The sequence below is a fragment of the Candidatus Desulforudis audaxviator MP104C genome (assembly GCF_000018425.1).
GTDB classification, from domain to species: domain Bacteria; phylum Bacillota; class Desulfotomaculia; order Desulfotomaculales; family Desulforudaceae; genus Desulforudis; species Desulforudis audaxviator.
On record NC_010424.1, the window covers coordinates 2,180,324 to 2,199,422 of the forward strand.

The following is a 19,099-nucleotide window of genomic DNA, read 5'->3' on the forward strand; positions in this document are numbered from 1 at the left end:
TTACCTTCCCAACTTCTCCTCGACCGCCCGGATCTTGCCCGCAATGGTCAACTCTTTGTCCCGGCGCTCGTCGATCTTGATGGTAGTCACCACCCGCACCGCACCCGCGGAGAACGGAACCGCGTGCATCCGCCGGGCCAGGGACAACAGCTCTTCCAGTTCCCCTTCCAGGATGGTGCCCATGGCCGTCAACTGGTAGGGGATGCCGGCGTCCTCCAGGACCTGCACGCATTGGGCCACGTAGTGACTCACACTGGCCGAACCCGTGCCGAGCGGCACCACCGAGACCTCCATCACTACCGTCATCGTCTCACCTCCCTTCACTAGGCAGCGGGTTTCAAGTCTTCCCGCTCTCGACCGGTCTCGATCTTCAGGAAATTCCCGTCCGTCCTGATGATCACCGCGCCATCAAGATCGGTGCGGTAAACCTCGGCACCCAACTCCCGGAGTGCTTCCAGGGTGCGAGGATGGGGATGGCCGAACGGGTTTGCCCGGCCGACCGTGATCACCGCAACGGACGGCTTCACGGCCTGGAAGAAATCCGGCACAAAAACCCCACTGCCGTGGTGCGGCACTTTCAGCACATCCGCCCTGACATCTTGTCCCAGCGTCAGGCGCGCTTGAGCCTCCTGCTCCACGTCCCCGGCAAACAGGAAACTTCTGGCTCCATGGTCTAATCGGAGCACCACCGAGTTGTTGTTCAGATCGCTCCGGGTGCCGGAAAGCAGGGGAAAGGCCGGTGCGAGCACCTTCAAAACCGTCTGCCGATCCACCTGGAGGCGGTCTCCGGCCCAGACCTGGATTATTGGAATATCAGACTGTTTGAGCTCTTCAATCAACGTCCGGTAAGCCGGATTGGGCTCCTCGCGCCCGCCATCGGGGGCCACCACAACGTTAAGCACTTTGAGCTTTTCGGCAACCGCCCGGACCCCGCCGGCGTGATCGTCATGGGGGTGAGTGATCACTAGGACATTAATCTCGCGCACCCCGAGCCGCCGTAGGTAGGGCACCACCACTTTCTCCCCGGCCCCGGATTCACCGGCCAGTTCACCCCGCCAGCCGCCGGCGTCGATCAGTACGGCGGCCCCGGTTCCGGTCCGAATCAGCGTGCAGTCACCCTGCCCCACATCTAGAAAGTGCACCTCGATGTGGTTCCGGCCGGTGGGTTCCGTGGGCCAGATCAGAAAGGCAAAGACAAGGAAAAAGCCTACCCCTAGCATTCCCAACGTGCGCCGCCCGGACCCGCCCACCAGCGCCGCCGCACCCGGCCACCTCTCCCGCCAGGGGGTGGGTCCGGCAAAGAAGCCGAGGCCCCAGCAGGCCAGGTACCAGGATCCAACCAGCAGCAAGGAAGGAGTGGGTACGTAATAATACGCGCCTTTAAGGCCCGCAAAGAATTTTACCAGGGCCAGGAAAAGATCGATCAGGACCCCGGTGGCCGGTCCGGTCAGCCAGGCCGCGGCCGGCAGGAAGGCGCCGAGCAGGGCGGTGATGAAACCGAGCACAAAGATCAGCCCGACCAGGGGGACCGTCACCACATTGGCCAGCAATGATACCGGGGAAATCAGATTGTAGTAATACGCAATCAGGGGGAGGGTACCCAACTGGGCGGCCAGCGGAACAGCCAGGAACCAGCCGGCGGCGGGACTCCACCAGGAAAGGCGCCAACCCGCCGCCAGCTTGTCGAGACCGCGGACGATCACAGGTCCCAGGTACAGGATCCCCCACGTCGCGGTGAAGGAAAGCTGAAAACCGGGGTCGTAAAGGCTGAGGGGGTTTCCCAGGAGTATCACCATCGCGGCCAGTGCCAGGGCGGTGGGCCAGTCCCGCAGGCGTCCCATCTGGTGGGCGGCGAGCAACAGCAGGGCCATGACCGAGGCCCGGATAACGGACGGTTTGAACCCCACCATCACTGCGTAGAAGGCCAGCACCGCCAGAACCACAACCAGGGTCCACCTCGGGTTCAGGCGCCCGAGGCGGGTGAAAAACAGCACCAATCCAACCAGAAAACCGACGTGCAGTCCACTGACGCTCAGAATGTGCACCACACCCGTGACGGTGAAGGCCTCACGCGTCTCGGGCGCAATCCCGCCCCGCACACCCATCGTGATGCCCCGTACCAATGCGGCCGCATCCGGTTCCAGGGCCCGCTCAAGCCCCGCCGATAATCTCTCCTTGGCGGTCAAGGCCAGGTACACCGGGTAGTGCCCCCGGTCCACACCGATCCGCTCGATCGCACCCGGCCCGAAAACGTCCATCTTGAAGGCCACACCCTGGCGCTCCAGGTAGGCCCGGTAGTCGAACTCCCCGGGATTGCCGGGACTCACCGGAGTCCGGAGCACGCCCCGGACCCGCAACAGATCGCCGTAGCCGTAGACCGCGTCCGTTTCGCGGTGGCTGACGACCACGCGCCCGTCCGGATGCATTACCTCATTGCCCTTCCGGACCTCGTGCACCGCGAGGATGTAAACCACCCGGTCCGGGCGGACATCGGCGTCCCGGACCACCATCCCTTCCAGGATTACAGCAGTATTCTCCCAAGCGCCCAAAGGTGCCTCGGTCCGGTCCACGGTCAACCCGGTCACCGCAACCCCAAGAGCCGTAAACAGCGCCAGGATCAACACCGGCGCCGCCTTCCGGGCTGCAAAGTAGGCAATGGACGCCACGATCAATGCGGCCCCCGCAGACAAAAAAAGGTGGTCGCCATACAGGCGGAAATGGCTGGCCAGGAACACGCCCAACCCGTACAGGACCGTCATCAGTACCAATGGTCTGTTCATCCGCTTTCCCCATTCAGCAATTGGTGGCCGTAAAAAGGTGTAAAAAGGTGTCAGATACCTTTTTCAGACGTTTTTCCCGTTCAGTAAGTGGTGGCCATGTCGCGCAGCCCCTCGAGCCGTTTTTCACCGATCCCGGACACGTTCTTCAGGTCGTCCACCGAACTGAAGGGGCCGTTTTGCTCCCGGTACCGGATAATCCGCTCGGCTAGGCTCGGACCGATGCCGGGCAGTCTCTCGAGCTCGGCCCGGTCGGCGGTGTTGATGTTGATCCGGGAATCGACCGGTGCAGCAGGGGCGTTGCTTCCGGGGCCCACCCCTTCGGGATCCGGGGGCCGGACCCGGGGCACCAGCACCTTCTGGCCGTCCTGAAGCGGCGCGGCCAAGTTTAAGGCCTGCAGGTCGGCCGAAGGCAAGGGACGGGCCATTTCCACCGCGTTCACCACCCGGGCGCCCCTCTCGACCCGGTACACGCCGGGCGCGGCCACCTCGCCGGCCACGTGGACCAGCACTTCCACCTGTTCGTTCTCCTGGGCCCGTTGGAGAACCGGAGGCTCGGGCAGCTTGGCCCTCGACTGGGCGTAAACATAGCCCAGACCGAAAACAATGGCGGCCGCCAGTACCAGAGCAGCCAACTGCTCCCGCCGTCCGAACAAAGTTCTTCACCTGCCAGAGATGGTTACCACTTCCTGTTCTCCTTTTTCCACCAAATTCCTGCCGACTTCGGAAACGGAATCACAATAAAGAGACTTCCTCCAAAAAGGCGAGCCGTTATTAAAACCAACGGAAAGGGGCTGGGGAAATACTCCCAACCCCTGAAAGGGGTCACCCCTGAAAGGGGTCAGGCCCCTTTTTAACACGAAAAAAAAGGGGCCTGACCCCTTTTTCTTAAACGGCGTCCACCGCCATGTCCAGAATGCAATCCAGGCACTCGCGCTCGCCGGGATTCAGAGGGCAGGCGCATTGCGGACAGAAACCCTCGGGTACCGTCCATTCCCCGGTTTCTTCAATAACCGGAAAGCCTCCGAGATCCAAAGCCACGACGCAGCCCTCCCCGTCGACAACTGCCTGTCTGATTCGCCGTATCGGCGCAAAATCCTGCCGCAGAACCGAAAAAGGCCGATTTTACGCTTCAGTTCGGCGGGATCACCGGACGGCATCACAATCCATTGTACGGAGAGGGTCGCCGAATTGATACTGCCGTTGTTTATTCGGGGAGCTTTCCGGGACTAACGCTGCCCACCGGACAGGTGGTGGGGGCGAGACTGTCGAATGTTTTTGCCCGGCAGGTCAGGCGTCAGCGCGTTTTTTCCTGGTTACCATAATTGCGCAGTCGGGACAGGCCAGGGCACAGAGGCCGCAGTAGTTGCAGGCTTTATCGTCAACCGGCTCAATGGTCGGTGTGCCGTAGATACCCAGCCTTTTGGACCAGTCCAGGCAGCGCTTGGGACATTTCTCCAGGCAAAGGCCGCAGCCCTTGCAGAGTCCCGGGAAAATCACGAAACTCCCCCCGGGAAGTTCCCGGGTTACGGGTTCAAAGCCTTCCACCTTACCGTTCGCCTCCTTCAAGGATCCGGCTCACCAGTTCCACACCGCGTTCCAGGGCCCGGTGGTTCAGTTCCCGCAGTTTCGGATCCTGTTCGAATTTGTAACCGAGTCTTTTCTCCAAGGCTTTTTTGGCCTTGTCCACCGGCACGACCCCCGTAGCCCCGATGACCGCGCCCATGATGACGATGTTAAACACCCGCGGGTGGAGTTCCGACTTGGCGGTGGCTATCGCCGGGATGCTTAAGACCCGGCTGGCCGATCGGGGCAGTTCCTCTTCCTTGATATCGGCCAGATCGTCGTAAATAAAGACCGTCTCCGGCCCGACGTACTGACGGGTTCTGTGGATCGCGCGCTCACTCAGGGCGACCACGATGTTCCCTTTCTCGAATTTGGGGGAGGCGATGGGCTGTTCGCTGATCTGTAGAAAAGCCAGGCTCACGCCACCCCGCTGCTCCACGCCGAAGGCCGGGATGTACAGGGCCTGGGCACCCTCCTCGTAGGCCGCCTCGGCCAGGATTTCGGCCACCGCCTGCACGCCTTGACCCCCTTCACCGGCGACTACAATCTTAATGGGCCGCTTTCTTTCCATCTTCTTCATCTCTTCCGGCCGCCGCCGGCACCTTGAGTTCTCCGGTCCGGAAATGCGTCGGCATTTTTTTCTCTAGAAACTCCCACGTGTCCCTGGCGTTGGTCCGCCAGTTGGTGGGGCAGGTGGACAGCACCTCCACAAAGGAGAAGCCCCGGCCGTCCATCTGGTTTTGCAGGGCCCGCACCAGCATCTTCCGCAGCTGGGGAAGCTTGCTCACCGTGCCCCGGGCGACATAGGCGTCGTCGCCGGTGACGGCGGCCACCATTTCCGGCCCTTTGACGGGACGGCCAGTAGCATCCGGGTCCCGGCCGTAGGGGGAGGTTTCCGTTTTTTGACCCGGGAGGGTGGTGGGGGCCATCTGCCCACCGGTCATCGCGTACTGCGTGTTGTTGGCGAGAATGACGGTGATCTTCTCGTTCCTCCCCGCCCGTTGACCAGGTGCTGCGCCCCGATGGCGTACCCCCCGCCGTCGCCCATGTAAGCGACGCAGATCAGTTCGGGGTTGGCCCGCTTGATCCCGGTGACAACTGGCGTGGTCCGCCCGTGGTGGGTCTGGACGGAATCGACGTTGAAGAAATCCCAGGCCAGCAGGGAACAGCCGATGTCACACCCGAAAACGACCCGGTCCTGGATTCCGAGTTCGTCGATGGCCTGACCGAGGGCCCGTAGGGCTATCCCGTGCCCGCATCCCGGGCAAAACTTGTGGGGCTTGGTTTCCAGACGCCAACTTTCTGGCATCGCCGGTCTGACCGTCATAATCAAATCCTCCCTCCAGGGTGCCTCCGGGGTCAGACCTCAAAAACTTCAAGACTCGCCTGCCTTGTCACCGCCCGGTGTAAAATGTCAACACACACTTCCGGACTCGTTTACTGAACTTCTAAAGGTTTGACCCCCGAGTTCCCGGGAGCGGGCCGCCACTTCTTCCGGGGTGATGCCCAGACCCGGCTTGTAGAGCGGGACCATCTCCACGGTCAAACCGTACAGGGCGTCCCGCACCAACCGGCCGAACTGCCCGTAGGCCGATTCCGCGACCAGCAGGCGGCCGGCCCGCCCGGCCGCTTTCCGGAGCGCCTCCACGGGCAGCGGGCGCAGGGTGACTGGCCGGAAGCACCCCACTTTCAGTCCCTCCGTCCGTAAAAGCTCCACCGCCTGTTTCGCCGCCCGGGCCACCACACCGTGGGCGACCACCAGGAGCTCGGCGTCCCCCGTGCCGAACTCCTCGTGTTCAGCTATTTCCGGGGTCACCCGTTCGTATTCCGCGGCCTGTTCCAGGACCACCGCATAGAGTTCTTCTTCGGTGTTGAAGGTGTTCCGGTAGTGTCCCGGGGGCCGGTCCACGCCCGGCATGCCCGGCAGCCCCACGTATTTTTCCGGCGCCACCAGTTCAACTCCCCGCTTCTCCGGGTCATAAATGGTCAGCGGCTCACGCATCTTGGCCTGGTAGCCGTCCGCCAGCACGAACACCGGAAAGCGGTGGCGCCACGCCGTGTTGAAGGCCTTGATGGTGTAATCGTAAAGCTCCTGGAGGCCGGCCGTGGAATAGACCACCCGGAAACCCTCACCGTTGCCGCCGAAGGTGGTCAGAGTGACCTCCTGCTGGGAGTAGATCACCGTAGCCGTGGAAGGGCCGCCGCGCTGCATCACCACCACCACGATGGGCAGCCGCATCATCTCGGCCATGGACACGGGTTCCTGCATCAGCACGTTGCCGGGGCCGGCCGTGGCTGTGAAACACTTTTTCCCCGCGAGCACCCCGCCGATGGTCGCAAAACCGGCGGAAAGCTCGTCCTCCGTCTGGAGAAAAGTCTTGCCGTGCTTGGGCGCCAACCGCGTCCAGTAGTGCATCACCTCGTTCTGCGGCGTGATCGGGTAACCGTACATTACGTCGGCGCGCGCGGCGATCGCCGCCCAGGCCACCACTTCGTTCCCGGTCATAAAAACCCGTTTCTCTTCCGTCACCGGAGCGCCGGACACCGTTTCCACCACCCCCCGATTGTCTCCAACTGCTACCAGAAGGCGCGGGGCATGAACCGCCGCAGCGGGCGTACCGGATGGCCAGCCGCATCGCGGGGGCCGATTTGGGCCGCCACCGCCGCCGGCGCCGTGGTGGCGGCCACCGGGATACCCAGAATACGCCCGGCCTCCGCCACCAAGGCCGCCCCCGCCTGAACCACCGCCGCCGTGGTTTCGGATCCGAGGTGCGTGTTGTTGATCAGCGCGTGTACCGAGCCAAGAGCCCGTACGTGGGCGGCGATGTCTTCCACCGTCGCGGTCAGGGGCCGGCTGGCGTTAATTACGGCCAGAACGGTAAATGATGGTTCTTGTTCCGCCCCCTCCACCAGGTTCAGGATCCTGGCCCCCCCGACACCGTAACCGACATCGAAAATCACGTGCCCCGGACGGCGCAACACCCACCGGGCCTCGGCCTTGAGGGTGCCCCCGGCCTCCCCGAGGCCCAGCGTCCGGCGCGTTTCCCAGGCGACCACGTGAATTCCGGCGGCCGCAAGCTCCTCTTGAAGCGGACGGAGGGTGTAACAGGGTTCCACGGTGTCCAGGTCGACCAGGGTCACCGGTTCCCCTTCCCGAGCCAGTTCCAGGGCCCGGTTCACCGCCACCTCGCTCTTACCGCCGGCGTATTCGCCTACATAGGCCTCCACGATGCGGATGCGCCTCACCTCAAAGCCCCAAAAAGCAGCCGGGGAAACAAGGCTCCCCGGCATAGAATCCCACGATATCTGCTTTCTCATCCGGTCTATGAGGCGGAGTCTTTCAACGGTCCACTGAGAACCGTTAGAACAGTTTTTGGACCGCGTTCACGATATCGTCCGGCGTCAGGCCGTATTTCCGCAGCAACTCCTCCGGCTTGCCTGATTCGCCGAAGACGTCCTGCAGGCCGACCCGGAGCATGGGCACCGGGTAGTGCTCGGCCAGAGTCTCGGCGACGGCGCTGCCGAGCCCGCCGATGATGCTGTGCTCCTCGGCGGTGACGATAATCCCGGTGCGCTGCGCGGCGTCCACGATCGCCTGAACATCCAGCGGCTTGATGGTGTGGATGTTCAGCACGCTTACCTCGATCCCCTCGGCGGCCAACAGATCGGCCGCCTCCAGCGCTTGGCCGACCATGTAACCGCAGGCAATGATGGTGGCGTCCAGCCCCTGGCGCAGTGTCACCGCCTGACCCGGTACAAACTTGAAATCGTCCCCGTGCAGGACCGGCACCCCGGCCCGGCCCAGGCGGATGTATACCGGACCATCGGTTTCCACGGCGGCGCGCACCGCCCCCGCCGTCTCCACGGCGTCAGCCGGCACAAAAACGGTCATGTTCGGGAGCACCCGCATCAGCGCGATGTCCTCCACCGACTGGTGGGAAGCACCGTCTTCCCCGACGGTGATCCCGGCGTGGCTGGCGGCGATTTTCACGTTCAGCCGCGGGTACGCCACGCTTTGCCTGATCTGGTCGAAGGCTCGGCCGCCGGCGAAAACGGCGAAGGTGCTGCAGAAAGGAATTTTGCCGGCGGCGGCCAGTCCGGCGGCCGTGCCGATCATGTTCGCCTCCGCCACGCCAAGGTCAAAAAATCGGTGGGGAAACCGTTTCTTGAATTCAATGGTCTTGGTGGACTTGGCCAGGTCGGCATCCAGCACCACAATGTCCGGATTCTCCGCGCCCAACTCCACCAGCACTTTGCCGTATGCCTCCCGGGTCGCAATCTTCTGCATCTGCCAAACCTCTCACTTCTCCAAGATGAGGATTCCCCGATAATGCCTTTCCAACCGACTTGAACCGGCCGCCGCAGATCAGATTACGGCCGGCTGAGTTCTCTGTATTCCGGTCGCCGCCCGCTGATACCGGTGATTCCTTTCCGACCAAATGGTCATGCCAGTTCCTCCAGAGCCCGGGTGACTTGATCCCCCTTGGGGGCCACCCCGTGCCAGTCTACCCCGTGTTCCATGAAAGACACACCCTTACCCTTGACGGTCCGGGCCACGATGGCCGTCGGCCGGCCCTTGGTCGACCGCGCCTTCTCCAGCGCCACCAGTATCTGCCTGAAGTCGTGGCCGTCAATCTCGAGCACGTGCCAGCCGAAAGCCCGCCATTTGTCGGGTATCGGTTCGGGTGACATCACCTCACTGACGGGCCCATCGATCTGGAGCCCATTGAAGTCCACAATCGCCGTCAGGCTTTCCAACGCGTAGTGCGCGGCGGCCATAGCCGCCTCCCAGATTTGTCCCTCCTGGCATTCACCGTCACCCAGAAGGGCGTACACCCGGTAATCCCGCCCATCCAACCGGGCGGCCAGCGCCATGCCGTTCGCGGCCGACAGCCCTTGTCCCAGGGAACCGGTCGACATTTCGACCCCCGGAAGCTTGCGCATGTCCGGGTGACCCTGCAGCCGGCTGCCCAGTTTGCGCAGGGTGGCCAGTTCCTCCACCGGAAAGTAGCCCCGTTCGGCCAGGGCCGCATACAGCACCGGAGCGGCGTGACCCTTCGAGAGAACGAACCGGTCCCGGTCCGGCCAGTCGGGCCGGGCCGGATCGAGGCGCATCTCCTTGAAGTACAGGGCGGTAACGATGTCGGCGGCGGAAAGCGAACCGCCCGGGTGGCCTGATCCGGCCTCCGCAAGCATCCGGATGATGTGTCTCCGGATTTCCCTGGCTTTTTCCGTAAGCTCAGCAACGACCCTTTCCATATGTGTTCAGCTCTACCCCCCGGAGAGTTTCGGCCCGAAAACGGTTGCCGGTACGGATATCCTGTCCGGCACTTCCAGGCCTATCCCGTAGGTATTCCTTTCACTCGACACTAATTCCTGCATACCGACAACGAAAACCGGAAACTACGCCCAAACGAAAAAGGCGGGTATCCCCCGCCCGGCCAGGTGGTCCACCGTTTCACCCGGCCCTTTGTTCCGCGCCGGCCTTCTCCTTATTCTTTTAGTCTGGCCTTCCAGACCAGGTAGGCCTGGATGAATTCGTCGATCTCGCCGTCCATCACCGCGTCCACGTTTCCCTTTTCAAATTTGGTCCGGTGATCCTTCACCATCGAATACGGGTGGAACACGTAGGACCTGATCTGGCTGCCCCAGGCGATGTCGGGCTGCTCACCCCGCAGGGCAGCGATCTCCTCTTCCCGGCGCCGCAGTTCCAGGTCCAGAAGCCTCGCCTTCAAGAGCTTCATCGCGGCGTTCCGGTTGGCGATCTGGGACCGCTCGTTCTGACAGGAGACCACAATCCCGGTCGGCAGGTGCGTGATCCGGACCGCCGAGTCCGTCTTGTTCACGTGCTGCCCGCCGGCCCCCCCGGAACGGTAGGTGTCGATCCTCAGGTCCTCGGGATTGATGTCGATTGCGGTGTTCTCCGCGACCTCCGGCAGGACGTCCAATGAGGCAAACGAGGTGTGCCGGCGTCCCCCGGCGTCGAAGGGCGAGATGCGCACCAGGCGGTGCACGCCCTTTTCGGCCCGCAGGTAGCCGTAGGCCATCGGCCCCGACACCAGGAAGGTCACATTTTTCAGTCCGGCTTCGTCGTCCGGCAGGATATCAAGCACCTCGACGGCATAGCCCCGTTTCTCGGCCCAACGCAGGTACATCCGAAAAAGCATCTCCACCCAGTCTTGCGCCTCGAGCCCCCCGGCTCCGGCGTGCAGGCTCAAGATGGCGTTTGCCTCGTCGTAGGGTCCGGAAAGCAGCAACTCCAGCTCGAGCGCGGCCACCCTCCGGCCCAGTTCCGCCAGGGACCGCTCCACTTCCCGGGCGGTGTCGGGATCCTCGATCTCCTCCCCCAGCTCCAGCAGCACGGCCGCGTCCTCAAAGTCCCGGCGCAGGGTGTCGAAGACTTCCACCTGCTGCCGCAGCCCGGCCAGGCGCCGGGTGACTTCCTGGGCGCGCTCCTGTTGCTGCCAGAAGTCCGGGGTCTCCATCTGTTTCTCCAGGGCGGCTATCTCCGCGTTCTTCCCGGCCAGGTCAAAGAGAGTATTCCAGGTCGGTGATCCGCCGCCGCAACTCTTCCGCGATCTTGTTCAGTTCAGCGTACATACAGTCAATCCCCCTCAAGCCACAAAACAAGCTCACCAACATTTGCCTGGCCTAACCCTTTGTTCTTCAACAGGTTTCCCGGTACTTGGACCGGTACATAACTTTCCTGAAGGTGCACCATCGTACCGACTCTATGCCGGTTTCCGGCCTCTCCTCCCACTTCTCACCTCTCACCTCTCATCCCGCCGCCTGCTCGTCTTTGGCGGCGCAGCACTTTTTGTACTTCTTGCCGCTCCCGCACGGGCAGGGGCTGTTGCGGCCCACCTTCTTGTCACGCCGCACCGGCTGCTTTACTCCATCGCCGCCGGCGGCATAAAGGTTCTCTTTGACCTGCCGCCGTTCCGCCTGCTGCGGCGGCACCACGCGGACCCGGAACAGTTTCTTGACCGTCTCCTCCTGGATGCTCGCGATCATGTTCTGGAACATGTCAAAACTCTCAAACTTGTATTCCACCAGCGGGTCTTTTTGGCCGTACGCCCGCAAGCCCACGCCCTCCCGGAGCTGGTCCATGGCGTCCAGGTGGTCCATCCACTTCTCGTCCACGATACGCAGCATCAGGACCCGCTCAATCTCCCGCATGGTTTCCGCGCCTAGTTCGGCCTCCCGGGCTGCGTAAGCCTGTTCCATCTCGTTCAGGAACAGCCGCCGCAAATCCTCCCGGCGGAAGTCGTCGCGTTTCTTGCCCAGACGCTCTTCCAGGTCCTCCACGGTCCATTTTTCTCCGGGCAGGATCTGGGTCATGTACTCGGACAGGCCTTCGTAGTTCCATTCCTCCGGGTAGACCCCTTCCGGTGCGAAGGCGGTCACGGCCTGACCGGCCACTTCTTCCATCATCTGTCGCACCACCGGCCTCAGGTCCTCCCCGCACAGCACCTGGCGGCGCTGCCGGTAAATCAGCTCCCGCTGCTGGTTGATCACGTCGTCGTAGTTCAGCACATGCTTGCGGATGCTGAAGTTGCGGTTCTCCACCCGCCGCTGGGCCGTTTCCAGGGACTTTGAAATCAGCGGATGCTCCAGGGGAGCATCCTCGTCCATCTTCAGCCGGTCCATCAGCCCGGCGATATTATCGCCCCCGAACAGGCGCAACAGGTCATCGTTCAACGCCACAAAGAACTGGGTCGCTCCCGGGTCGCCCTGGCGGCCGCAGCGGCCCCGCAGCTGGTTGTCAATCCGGCGGGCTTCATGGCGTTCGGTACCGATGATGAAAAGGCCGCCCAGCGCGACCACCCGGTCGTGCTCGGCATCGGTCTCTTTTTTGAACTCGGCGTACAGTTCCCGGTAGACCCGCCGGGCCTCGGCCACCTCTTCCGTGCAGGGGCCGTACTCAGCCGCCTCGGCGATCACCTCCGGCGGGTAGTCCCGCCGGCGCATCTCCTGCAGGGCCAGGAACGACGGGTTGCCTCCCAGCATGATGTCCGTGCCGCGGCCGGCCATGTTGGTGGCGATGGTCACCGCCCCGATCCGGCCGGCCTGGGCCACGATCTCCGCCTCTTTCTCGTGATATTTCGCGTTCAGGACCTGGTGCGGTATCCCCCGCCTGGTCAGCATCCGGCTCAAGACTTCCGACTTCTCAATCGAGATGGTGCCCACCAGCACCGGCTGCCCGGTGGCGTGTCGGGCGGCGATCTCTTCGACCACCGCACGGAACTTACCCTCCTCGGTCTTGAAGACGGCGTCGGGTAGGTCTTCCCGGATCATAGGCTTGTGGGTCGGAACGACCACCACGTCCAGCCCGTATATCTTCTTGAATTCCTCGGCTTCGGTGTCCGCGGTGCCGGTCATGCCGGCCAGCTTCTCGTACATCCGGAAGTAGTTCTGGAAGGTAATCGTGGCCAGGGTCTGCGACTCCCGCTCGATTTTCACGCCCTCCTTGGCCTCGATCGCCTGGTGCAGGCCGTCGGAATAGCGGCGGCCGAACATCAGCCGGCCGGTGAACTCGTCCACGATGATCACCTGACCGTCCTTCACCACGTAGTCGCGGTCCCTCTTCATCAGGGCGTGCGCCTTGAGCGCCTGGTTCAGGTGGTGCAGGACCTCTTCGTGTTCCGGGTCGGACAGGTTGTCGATGTTAAGCAATTCCTCGCAGCGAGCGAAGCCTTCCTCGGTCAGGCTGACCGTGCGCGCCTTCTCGTCCACCGCGAAGTGGGTCTCGGCTTTCAGCTTCGGCACCAGCCGGGCCATGGTGTAGTAGGTGTCGGTCGGCTTGCCCGACTGACCCGAGATGATGAGCGGCGTGCGCGCCTCGTCGATCAGAATGCTGTCCACCTCGTCCACGATGGCGTAGTAAAGATCGCGCTGCACCAAGTCCCGGGGATACATGGCCATGTTGTCCCGCAGGTAGTCGAAACCGAACTCGTTGTTGGTGCCGTAGATCACGTCCGCCGCGTACGACGCCTGGCGCTGCCGTGCGTCGAGCCCGTGCACGATCAGTCCGGTGGAGAGGCCCAGGAACCGGTAGATGTGGCCCATCCACTCGCTGTCCCGCTTGGCCAAGTAGTCGTTTACGGTTACGATGTGCACCCCCCGCCCCGTCAGAGCATTGAGGTACGCCGGCAGGGTGGCCACCAGGGTCTTGCCTTCACCGGTCTTCATCTCGGCGATCTTACCCTGGTGCAGCACCACGCCCCCCATGATCTGCACGTCGAAGTGCCGCATGTCCAGGACCCGGCGCGAAACCTCCCGGACCACCGCAAAGGCCTCGGGCAAAAGGTCGTCGAGCGGCGCACCGGCCTCCAGGCGCTCCCGCAAAGCAGGAGTTTTGGCCTGGAGTTCGGCATCCGTGAGTTTCTCGATGCGGGGCTCCAGTTCGTTTACGGCCGTGACCACCCGCTGCAACTTTTTCACCTCGCGGGCGTTATCATCCAGGAAATTCTTCAAGAATCCGAGCAAGGGTGTTAGCCCCCCCTTACATTCCTTCTGAGTTAAATTGGAGGAACCCGCCGGTTCCTCCCTTGCACATCTATTAATTTTAGCATTTCAACTAAAAACTTTCAAGGTCGGCTTACAAATGCTGGAAAACGAGCGGGGCCGGTGGTGTCCGGCCCCGCGACTCTGGCGCGTACTATTCCTTCAGGCCTTTCTTAACCGAAGTCGGGCTCAATCAGCCCGTAGTGCCCGTCCTTTCTCCGGTAGATTACGTTCACCTGCTGATTCTCGGCGTTGGCGAAAACGAAGAAACTGTGACCCAAAAGGTTCATCTGCATCACCGCTTCATCCACCGGCATGGGCTTCAGGGCAAACCGCTTGGTCCTCACAATGCGGTATTCTTCTTCATCCTCCTGCGTTTCCTGTTCCCTGGTCACCCCGCCCGCACCCGGTCGCCGGTTCAACAGCTTACCCTTGTACCTTTCCAGTTGTTTTTCCAGTTTCTCGACCACCAGGTCGATGGAGGCGTACATATCCCCGGTCACTTCTTCACCCCGCAGGATCATCCCGTCAATCGGCACGGTTACTTCCACCCGGTGGGAATCCTTTTCGACCGACAGCGCTACCTGGACCGAACCGAAATGGTGTTCGAACTTGCTAAGCTTTGCCAGTCTCTTTTCCACATACCCCCGGAGCGCAGGTGTGACCTCGATGTTTTTTCCACGGACGTAAATGCGCATCTGTTACAACCCCTTTCGCCTGGAGTTAATGTTATATTATTCCCCCGAGGGCAGGGAAATCCTGCACTTACCAGCAAAATACAGGATTGTCGAAATCGGGATTTGTAAAACCCTTATTGGGTACAATCTCTTGTGGATACTGTGCATAAACCTGTGTATAAGCCGTTTCTGGGGACCTCTGGTTGTGGATAGGCGTTGCGGTGTTGTTGGACCTTGTCAGAATTGCACCCGCGCGGCGACAAGAACCGCCCCCAAAACCCTGGAAGCCCCAGTCTCCAGCAACACCCGGCCCGCCTCGGACAGAGTGCTGCCGGTGGTGAGCACGTCGTCGACCACCACCACGGTACGACCCCGCACCGTTTGGGGTTCATCCACGAACCGAAAGCACCCGGCGAGATTGGTCAACCGGGCCGCCCGCAGCAGTCCAGCCTGCGCCGGCGTATCCCGTATTTTGTCGAGCACGGAGCGCACGGGGATCCCCAGTTGCCCGCCGATTTCCCGGGCCAGGAGTTCCGCCTGGTTGAATCGGCGGCGGCGAAACGCCTCCCGGGACAGGGGCACTGGCACCAGGACATCGGCGCCCGAATAGGCCTCATACCGCCGGATGGTTCGGGCCAAGAGTTCCCCCAGGGGTCCGGCCAGCTCCCGCCTCCGGCCGTATTTGAGCCGGTGTACGGCTTCGCACAGCACGCCCTCGTACGGAGCGTAAGCGCGACAACACTCGAAAGGCCGGGCAACCCGCCGGCAATCCCGGCACAGCCGCGGTTCCGGTGCCGGAACAGGAGAAAAAAACCGGCCGCACCGGTCACAGTACGGCTGTCCTGAAAGCCCCTCGATTTCGCCCCGGCAGGCCGGGCACAACGCGCCGGCGGCACCCGCTCCGCAGATCGGGCAACCCCCCGGCCCCGGAAAAACCAGCCGGACCAGCCCGTCCAACACCTCGCGGAGGCTAGACACTGGTCGTGTGTCCGCCCGCGGGCCGGAATTCGGGGACCTCCCGCCCGGCAGACCGGTAAAGGTGATCCTCGGCCCTGGCCAGCAACGCGTCGGCGGTGGCCCCGTCCAACGGCGCGGTGGCAAAACCGGTGCTTACCGAGAGCCGGACCCGTTCCTTAAGCTCCTTCGCGCCGACAGAGATGCGCCCCAGCAGGCGCTGCAGGCGCTCGGCCCTCTGGGCCGCGCGAATCTCCCCGGTATCGGGCAGCAACAGGGCGAACTCGTCGCCCCCATAGCGGGCCGCCATGCCGCCCGCCGGCAGCCATTCCTCCAGCGCCCGGGCGACCTGAACCAGGACGGTGTCCCCGACGGCGTACCCGAAGCGACGGTTCAAGTCGTACAGTCCGTCGATGTCGAGCAGAATGACGGCCAGCGGCCGGTCCCGGCGCTCGTTTTCCACCAACTCGGCCTCCAGTTGATTGAAGAACTGTTCCCGGTTGGGCAGGCCGGTGAGGTAGTCGCGCCCGGCCACCTTTTTCAACCGGCGGTTTAAGCGCCGGTTGTCGGCAGCCGCCGCCATCTGGCCCCCGATAATCTTCAAAAGGCCCAGGCTCTTTTCGTCGTAGACACCGGGGCGCTTGTCCCCGATCACGAACACCCCCAGCATCTCGTTTCCGAACACCAGGGGCAGCAAAACCAGTGAACGCATGAACCGGGATAGTCCGGTCTGCCGCTGCAATTCCGGTTCTTGGCGGAGGTCGGTGACCAGGCGGGGCTCCCGGTTGCGCGCCGCCCAACCGACAATCCCCTCGTCTCGTTCCCAGACGATGTCGTGCAATTCGCCGGCACCGGCACCCTCCAGCACCACCGGCACAAAAAGGTGCCGCTCCTCGGACCAGAGATAGACCGCGGCCGTGTCGTAAGGCACCAGCCGCCTGACTTCCCGCAGGATCAGCCGTAACAGTTCGTCCAGGTCAGGGCTGGTGCCAAGCCCCTGCGCCACCGTATAGAGCAGGCGCAGCTCCCGGTTGTTCTCCTCCACCATCACAAAGCGGCGCACGAAGAACTGGACGATCAATCCAAGCAGGAGCACCAGAAAAGCGCCGGTGAACCCGGCGGAACGGTACAGGGCGGCCACCAGAAAACCGAGCGGGATCAAGAAGAGGTAGGTCGAGGCGTCCCAGCGCAGGGCAGTGCGCCAAGTGTTGAAGGATAGCCCGCGCTTGGGCAGCAGGTACAGGGTGACCAGCAAGTTGTTGAGCGCGAAGTAAGCAGCGGAGAAAGCCAGCAGCGGCAGGACGTTGGCTAGGGTGAGCATCTCCCCCGGATGGGGCGTCCCGCCGCAGAACAGGTAAGCCAGATAGGCGCCGTACACGGCCGGCACGCTCTGGGCGGCGTTGAACAGGGTGGTCCGGACCGGATTACCCCGGTTGGCGATTCCCTGACCGAACAGGGTGCCGAGCGCGTTCACCCAGGCCGCCCCCGCGGGCCCGTAGACGAGGAAGGCGCCGAAGGTGATCACGTAGCCGGCGGAGAGCTGTCCGTGCGGGAAAGAAACCACCAGCCACTCGGCCGCCATGGCGACCAGAATCAGCACGGCCAGTTCCACGCTGAAGTCCAAGTCGACGGCGGGGAAAAGCCGGACCAGCAGCACAACGCCCCCGATGATCACGGTCCAGAGGTATAGCACGCTGAAAATGTTTCCGGCACGCACCGGCACCCCACCACCTTAAACTGGTAGGTTCGACAAAAAGGGCCTGTTTCCTCCAGCAACCAGGAAGAACTGTCAGGTGAAGGATATGCCAGCCGAACCGGAATTTAGAATCCAGAATTCACCGGTTTGCCGGTGTATGCGCGATGGACACCGGTACTTCGGCTAGCCGCCGGTACCGGCGGCGCGGAGTTCTTCGGCCTTGTCGATGCGCTCCCACGGCAGGTTCAGATCCCCGCGCCCGAAATGACCGTAGGCGGCCACCTGCCGGTAGATCGGGCGGCGCAGGTCCAGGTGGTGGATGATTGCCGCCGGGCGGAGGTCAAAGTGTTCCAGCACCAGCTTTTCGAGGCGCTCCTCGTTAATCAGGCCGGTGCCGAAGGTGTCCACCCTGAGCGCCACCGGCTTCGCCACCCCGATGGCGTAAGCCACGTGCACCTCGCACCGGGAGGCCAGCCCGGCGGCCACAATGTTTTTCGCGACGTACCGGGCCGCGTAGGAGGCGGAGCGGTCGACCTTGGTCGGGTCCTTGCCGGAAAAAGCGCCCCCGCCGTGGCGGGCCATGCCGCCGTAGGTGTCGACCACGATCTTGCGGCCGGTCAGCCCGGTATCGGCCTGGGGGCCGCCGATCACAAACCGGCCGGTCGGGTTGATCAGGTACCGGGTGGAGTTGGTGATGAGTCCCACCGGAATGATCGGCTCGACGACCTTCTCGATCAGGTCGGCCCGGATAGTGCCGAGGTCCACGGCCGGGTGGTGCTGGGCCGAGATCACAACCGTATCCACCTTCACCGGGCGGCCGTTGTCGTACTGCACCGTGACCTGGGTCTTGCCGTCGGGTCTCAGGTAGGGCAGGGTACCGTTCTTGCGCACCGACGCCAACCGGCGAGCCAGGCGGTGCGCCAGGTAGATGGGCATAGGCATCAGAGTGGGAGTCTCGTCGGTGGCATAGCCGACCATTATCCCCTGATCGCCGGCCCCTACCCGGCTGAACAGGTCATCTAGGCCCTCCCTCGCCTCCAGGGCCTCGTCGACCCCCATGGCGATATCGGGTGACTGTTCGTCGATGCTGGTCAGCACGGCGCAGGTATCGCAGTCGAAACCGTACTTGGCCCGCGTGTAGCCGATGTCACGCACGGTTTCCCGGACGATGTTCGGTATGTCTACGTAGCATTTGCAGGTAATCTCACCGGAGATGAGCACGAGCCCGGTGGTCACCAGGGTCTCGCAGGCCACCCGGGCCAGCGGGTCTTTAGAAAGGATGCTGTCCAGGATCGCGTCGGAGATCTGGTCGGCCACCTTGTCGGGGTGTCCCTCGGTCACCGATTCGGAAGTGAAAAGATGTTTCGCCAATTGACGCTTCTCTCCAATCTCTGGGAAACTAAGCTCACCAAAAAGTATTTTAGCAATCGGCCTAATATATGTCAAAGAATCCGTAAATTCGCCGGCCGCCCCGGAAGGGGCGGCCTCACCAATCATAACGAACCCACCTCTTCATTCGATAAAGCACGTTTTGTTCCAATCACAGTCTCTACAAGCTTCCTCTTTCCATACCTCGATTATTTCTGGAATTCGGCATTTAAGATGATTCCACCCGACTGTATTCCTTACGTTCAAAAGCTTTACGGCTAATTCATCGAGTCGCCTGACTTCTTGGTCGGCATTTCCAGAATATGTGCAAAATCCATCTCGGTTATAAGGGTACGCTCCGCAGACGTCGTCGGTTCCATCTACAATCTCGATTTCACTCTGTCTGGCCTTTTCAATCACTTTAGAAATGTTATCAATGAAATCTTTGCCGTATCCTTTTCCCTTGAAAAAATGAAGGCATATTAAGTGATGCCCTCTGAGCTTCACCACTCACCGTCACCTCTCCAAATTTTTTGGCCGCCCTTGGAGAGGGC

At 62.4% G+C, this 19,099-nt stretch carries 19 protein-coding genes; all 19 read right to left on the bottom strand.

Annotation, left to right across the window (positions count from 1 at the left end; translation table 11 throughout):
• A complete protein-coding gene (locus tag DAUD_RS10495) occupies positions 1–306 on the bottom strand; it encodes an MTH1187 family thiamine-binding protein (protein WP_012303134.1) in 306 nt (101 codons plus the stop codon).
• 17 nt (positions 307–323) lie between these two features.
• On the bottom strand, positions 324–2,780 hold the full coding sequence (locus DAUD_RS10500; RefSeq protein ID WP_012303135.1) for a DNA internalization-related competence protein ComEC/Rec2: 2,457 nt from the start codon (positions 2,778–2,780) through the stop codon (positions 324–326).
• Between the two features lie 80 nt (positions 2,781–2,860).
• Positions 2,861–3,433, bottom strand: coding sequence for a ComEA family DNA-binding protein (locus DAUD_RS10505; protein WP_012303136.1), 573 nt, complete (start codon positions 3,431–3,433; stop codon positions 2,861–2,863).
• A gap of 232 nt (positions 3,434–3,665) precedes the next feature.
• Positions 3,666–3,818, bottom strand: a complete 153-nt coding sequence (locus DAUD_RS12605; RefSeq protein ID WP_166485184.1) for a hypothetical protein — start codon at positions 3,816–3,818, stop codon at positions 3,666–3,668.
• A gap of 249 nt (positions 3,819–4,067) precedes the next feature.
• Positions 4,068–4,325 carry a 4Fe-4S dicluster domain-containing protein gene (locus DAUD_RS10510; protein ID WP_049752624.1) on the bottom strand — a complete coding sequence of 86 codons (258 nt, stop codon included), beginning with the start codon at positions 4,323–4,325 and terminating at the stop codon, positions 4,068–4,070.
• A gap of 1 nt (position 4,326) precedes the next feature.
• Complete coding sequence (locus tag DAUD_RS10515; RefSeq protein ID WP_012303138.1) at positions 4,327–4,914, bottom strand: 2-oxoacid:acceptor oxidoreductase family protein; 588 nt, start codon at positions 4,912–4,914, stop codon at positions 4,327–4,329.
• A complete protein-coding gene (locus tag DAUD_RS13275; RefSeq protein WP_464227492.1) occupies positions 4,892–5,287 on the bottom strand; it encodes a hypothetical protein in 396 nt (131 codons plus the stop codon). Before DAUD_RS13275 ends, DAUD_RS10515 begins: the two co-directional genes overlap by 23 nt.
• The gene (locus DAUD_RS13280) at positions 5,284–5,670 is read right to left on the bottom strand and encodes a thiamine pyrophosphate-dependent enzyme (RefSeq protein ID WP_464227494.1); all 387 of its coding nucleotides are present in this window, start codon (positions 5,668–5,670) and stop codon (positions 5,284–5,286) included. Before DAUD_RS13280 ends, DAUD_RS13275 begins: the two co-directional genes overlap by 4 nt.
• An 87-nt stretch (positions 5,671–5,757) precedes the next feature.
• Complete coding sequence (locus tag DAUD_RS10525; protein WP_012303139.1) at positions 5,758–6,900, bottom strand: transketolase C-terminal domain-containing protein; 1,143 nt, start codon at positions 6,898–6,900, stop codon at positions 5,758–5,760.
• 20 nt (positions 6,901–6,920) lie between these two features.
• Positions 6,921–7,589 (bottom strand): ATP synthase, encoded by a 669-nt coding sequence (locus tag DAUD_RS12610; RefSeq protein ID WP_041571395.1) that lies wholly within the window; start codon positions 7,587–7,589, stop codon positions 6,921–6,923.
• Positions 7,590–7,704: 115 nt separating this feature from the next.
• Positions 7,705–8,631, bottom strand: coding sequence for a transketolase family protein (locus DAUD_RS10535; protein ID WP_012303141.1), 927 nt, complete (start codon positions 8,629–8,631; stop codon positions 7,705–7,707).
• A 155-nt stretch (positions 8,632–8,786) separates the two neighbouring features.
• Positions 8,787–9,602 (bottom strand): transketolase, encoded by an 816-nt coding sequence (locus tag DAUD_RS10540; RefSeq protein WP_012303142.1) that lies wholly within the window; start codon positions 9,600–9,602, stop codon positions 8,787–8,789.
• Positions 9,603–9,835: 233 nt separating this feature from the next.
• Positions 9,836–10,943 (bottom strand): peptide chain release factor 2 gene (gene prfB / locus DAUD_RS10545; protein ID WP_166485185.1). Its coding sequence is split into 2 segments (ribosomal slippage): positions 9,836–10,873 and positions 10,875–10,943, totalling 1,107 coding nucleotides; the frame shifts between segments, so codons are not numbered across the junction.
• Between the two features lie 177 nt (positions 10,944–11,120).
• Entirely contained in the window at positions 11,121–13,832 is a 2,712-nt protein-coding gene (gene secA / locus DAUD_RS10550) for a preprotein translocase subunit SecA (protein ID WP_012303144.1), read from the bottom strand.
• A 191-nt stretch (positions 13,833–14,023) separates the two neighbouring features.
• A complete protein-coding gene (gene hpf / locus DAUD_RS10555) occupies positions 14,024–14,548 on the bottom strand; it encodes a ribosome hibernation-promoting factor, HPF/YfiA family (RefSeq protein WP_012303145.1) in 525 nt (174 codons plus the stop codon).
• A 216-nt stretch (positions 14,549–14,764) separates the two neighbouring features.
• Positions 14,765–15,505: a phosphoribosyltransferase family protein gene (locus DAUD_RS10560; protein ID WP_049752625.1), complete on the bottom strand. Its 741-nt coding sequence runs from the start codon at positions 15,503–15,505 to the stop codon at positions 14,765–14,767.
• A complete protein-coding gene (locus tag DAUD_RS10565) occupies positions 15,498–17,198 on the bottom strand; it encodes a GGDEF domain-containing protein (protein ID WP_166485186.1) in 1,701 nt (566 codons plus the stop codon). Before DAUD_RS10565 ends, DAUD_RS10560 begins: the two co-directional genes overlap by 8 nt.
• A 162-nt stretch (positions 17,199–17,360) precedes the next feature.
• Positions 17,361–18,548 carry a methionine adenosyltransferase gene (gene metK / locus DAUD_RS10570; protein ID WP_012303148.1) on the bottom strand — a complete coding sequence of 396 codons (1,188 nt, stop codon included), beginning with the start codon at positions 18,546–18,548 and terminating at the stop codon, positions 17,361–17,363.
• 141 nt (positions 18,549–18,689) lie between these two features.
• Complete coding sequence (locus tag DAUD_RS13155; protein WP_012303149.1) at positions 18,690–19,055, bottom strand: DUF1284 domain-containing protein; 366 nt, start codon at positions 19,053–19,055, stop codon at positions 18,690–18,692.
• Positions 19,056–19,099: the final 44 nt, after the last annotated feature.

Bases quoted from the DNA above. Each gene is read 5' to 3' on its own strand.
- DAUD_RS10495 (WP_012303134.1), bottom strand. From the start codon at position 306: ATGACGGTAGTGATGGAGGTCTCGGTGGTGCCGCTCGGCACGGGTTCG.
- DAUD_RS13275 (WP_464227492.1), bottom strand. From the start codon at position 5,287: ATGACCGGTGGGCAGATGGCCCCCACCACCCTCCCGGGTCAAAAAACG.
- DAUD_RS10500 (WP_012303135.1), bottom strand. From the start codon at position 2,780: ATGAACAGACCATTGGTACTGATGACGGTCCTGTACGGGTTGGGCGTG.
- DAUD_RS10535 (WP_012303141.1), bottom strand. From the start codon at position 8,631: ATGCAGAAGATTGCGACCCGGGAGGCATACGGCAAAGTGCTGGTGGAG.
- DAUD_RS10540 (WP_012303142.1), bottom strand. From the start codon at position 9,602: ATGGAAAGGGTCGTTGCTGAGCTTACGGAAAAAGCCAGGGAAATCCGG.
- DAUD_RS13280 (WP_464227494.1), bottom strand. From the start codon at position 5,670: ATGACGGTCAGACCGGCGATGCCAGAAAGTTGGCGTCTGGAAACCAAG.
- DAUD_RS10515 (WP_012303138.1), bottom strand. From the start codon at position 4,914: ATGGAAAGAAAGCGGCCCATTAAGATTGTAGTCGCCGGTGAAGGGGGT.
- hpf (WP_012303145.1), bottom strand. From the start codon at position 14,548: ATGCGCATTTACGTCCGTGGAAAAAACATCGAGGTCACACCTGCGCTC.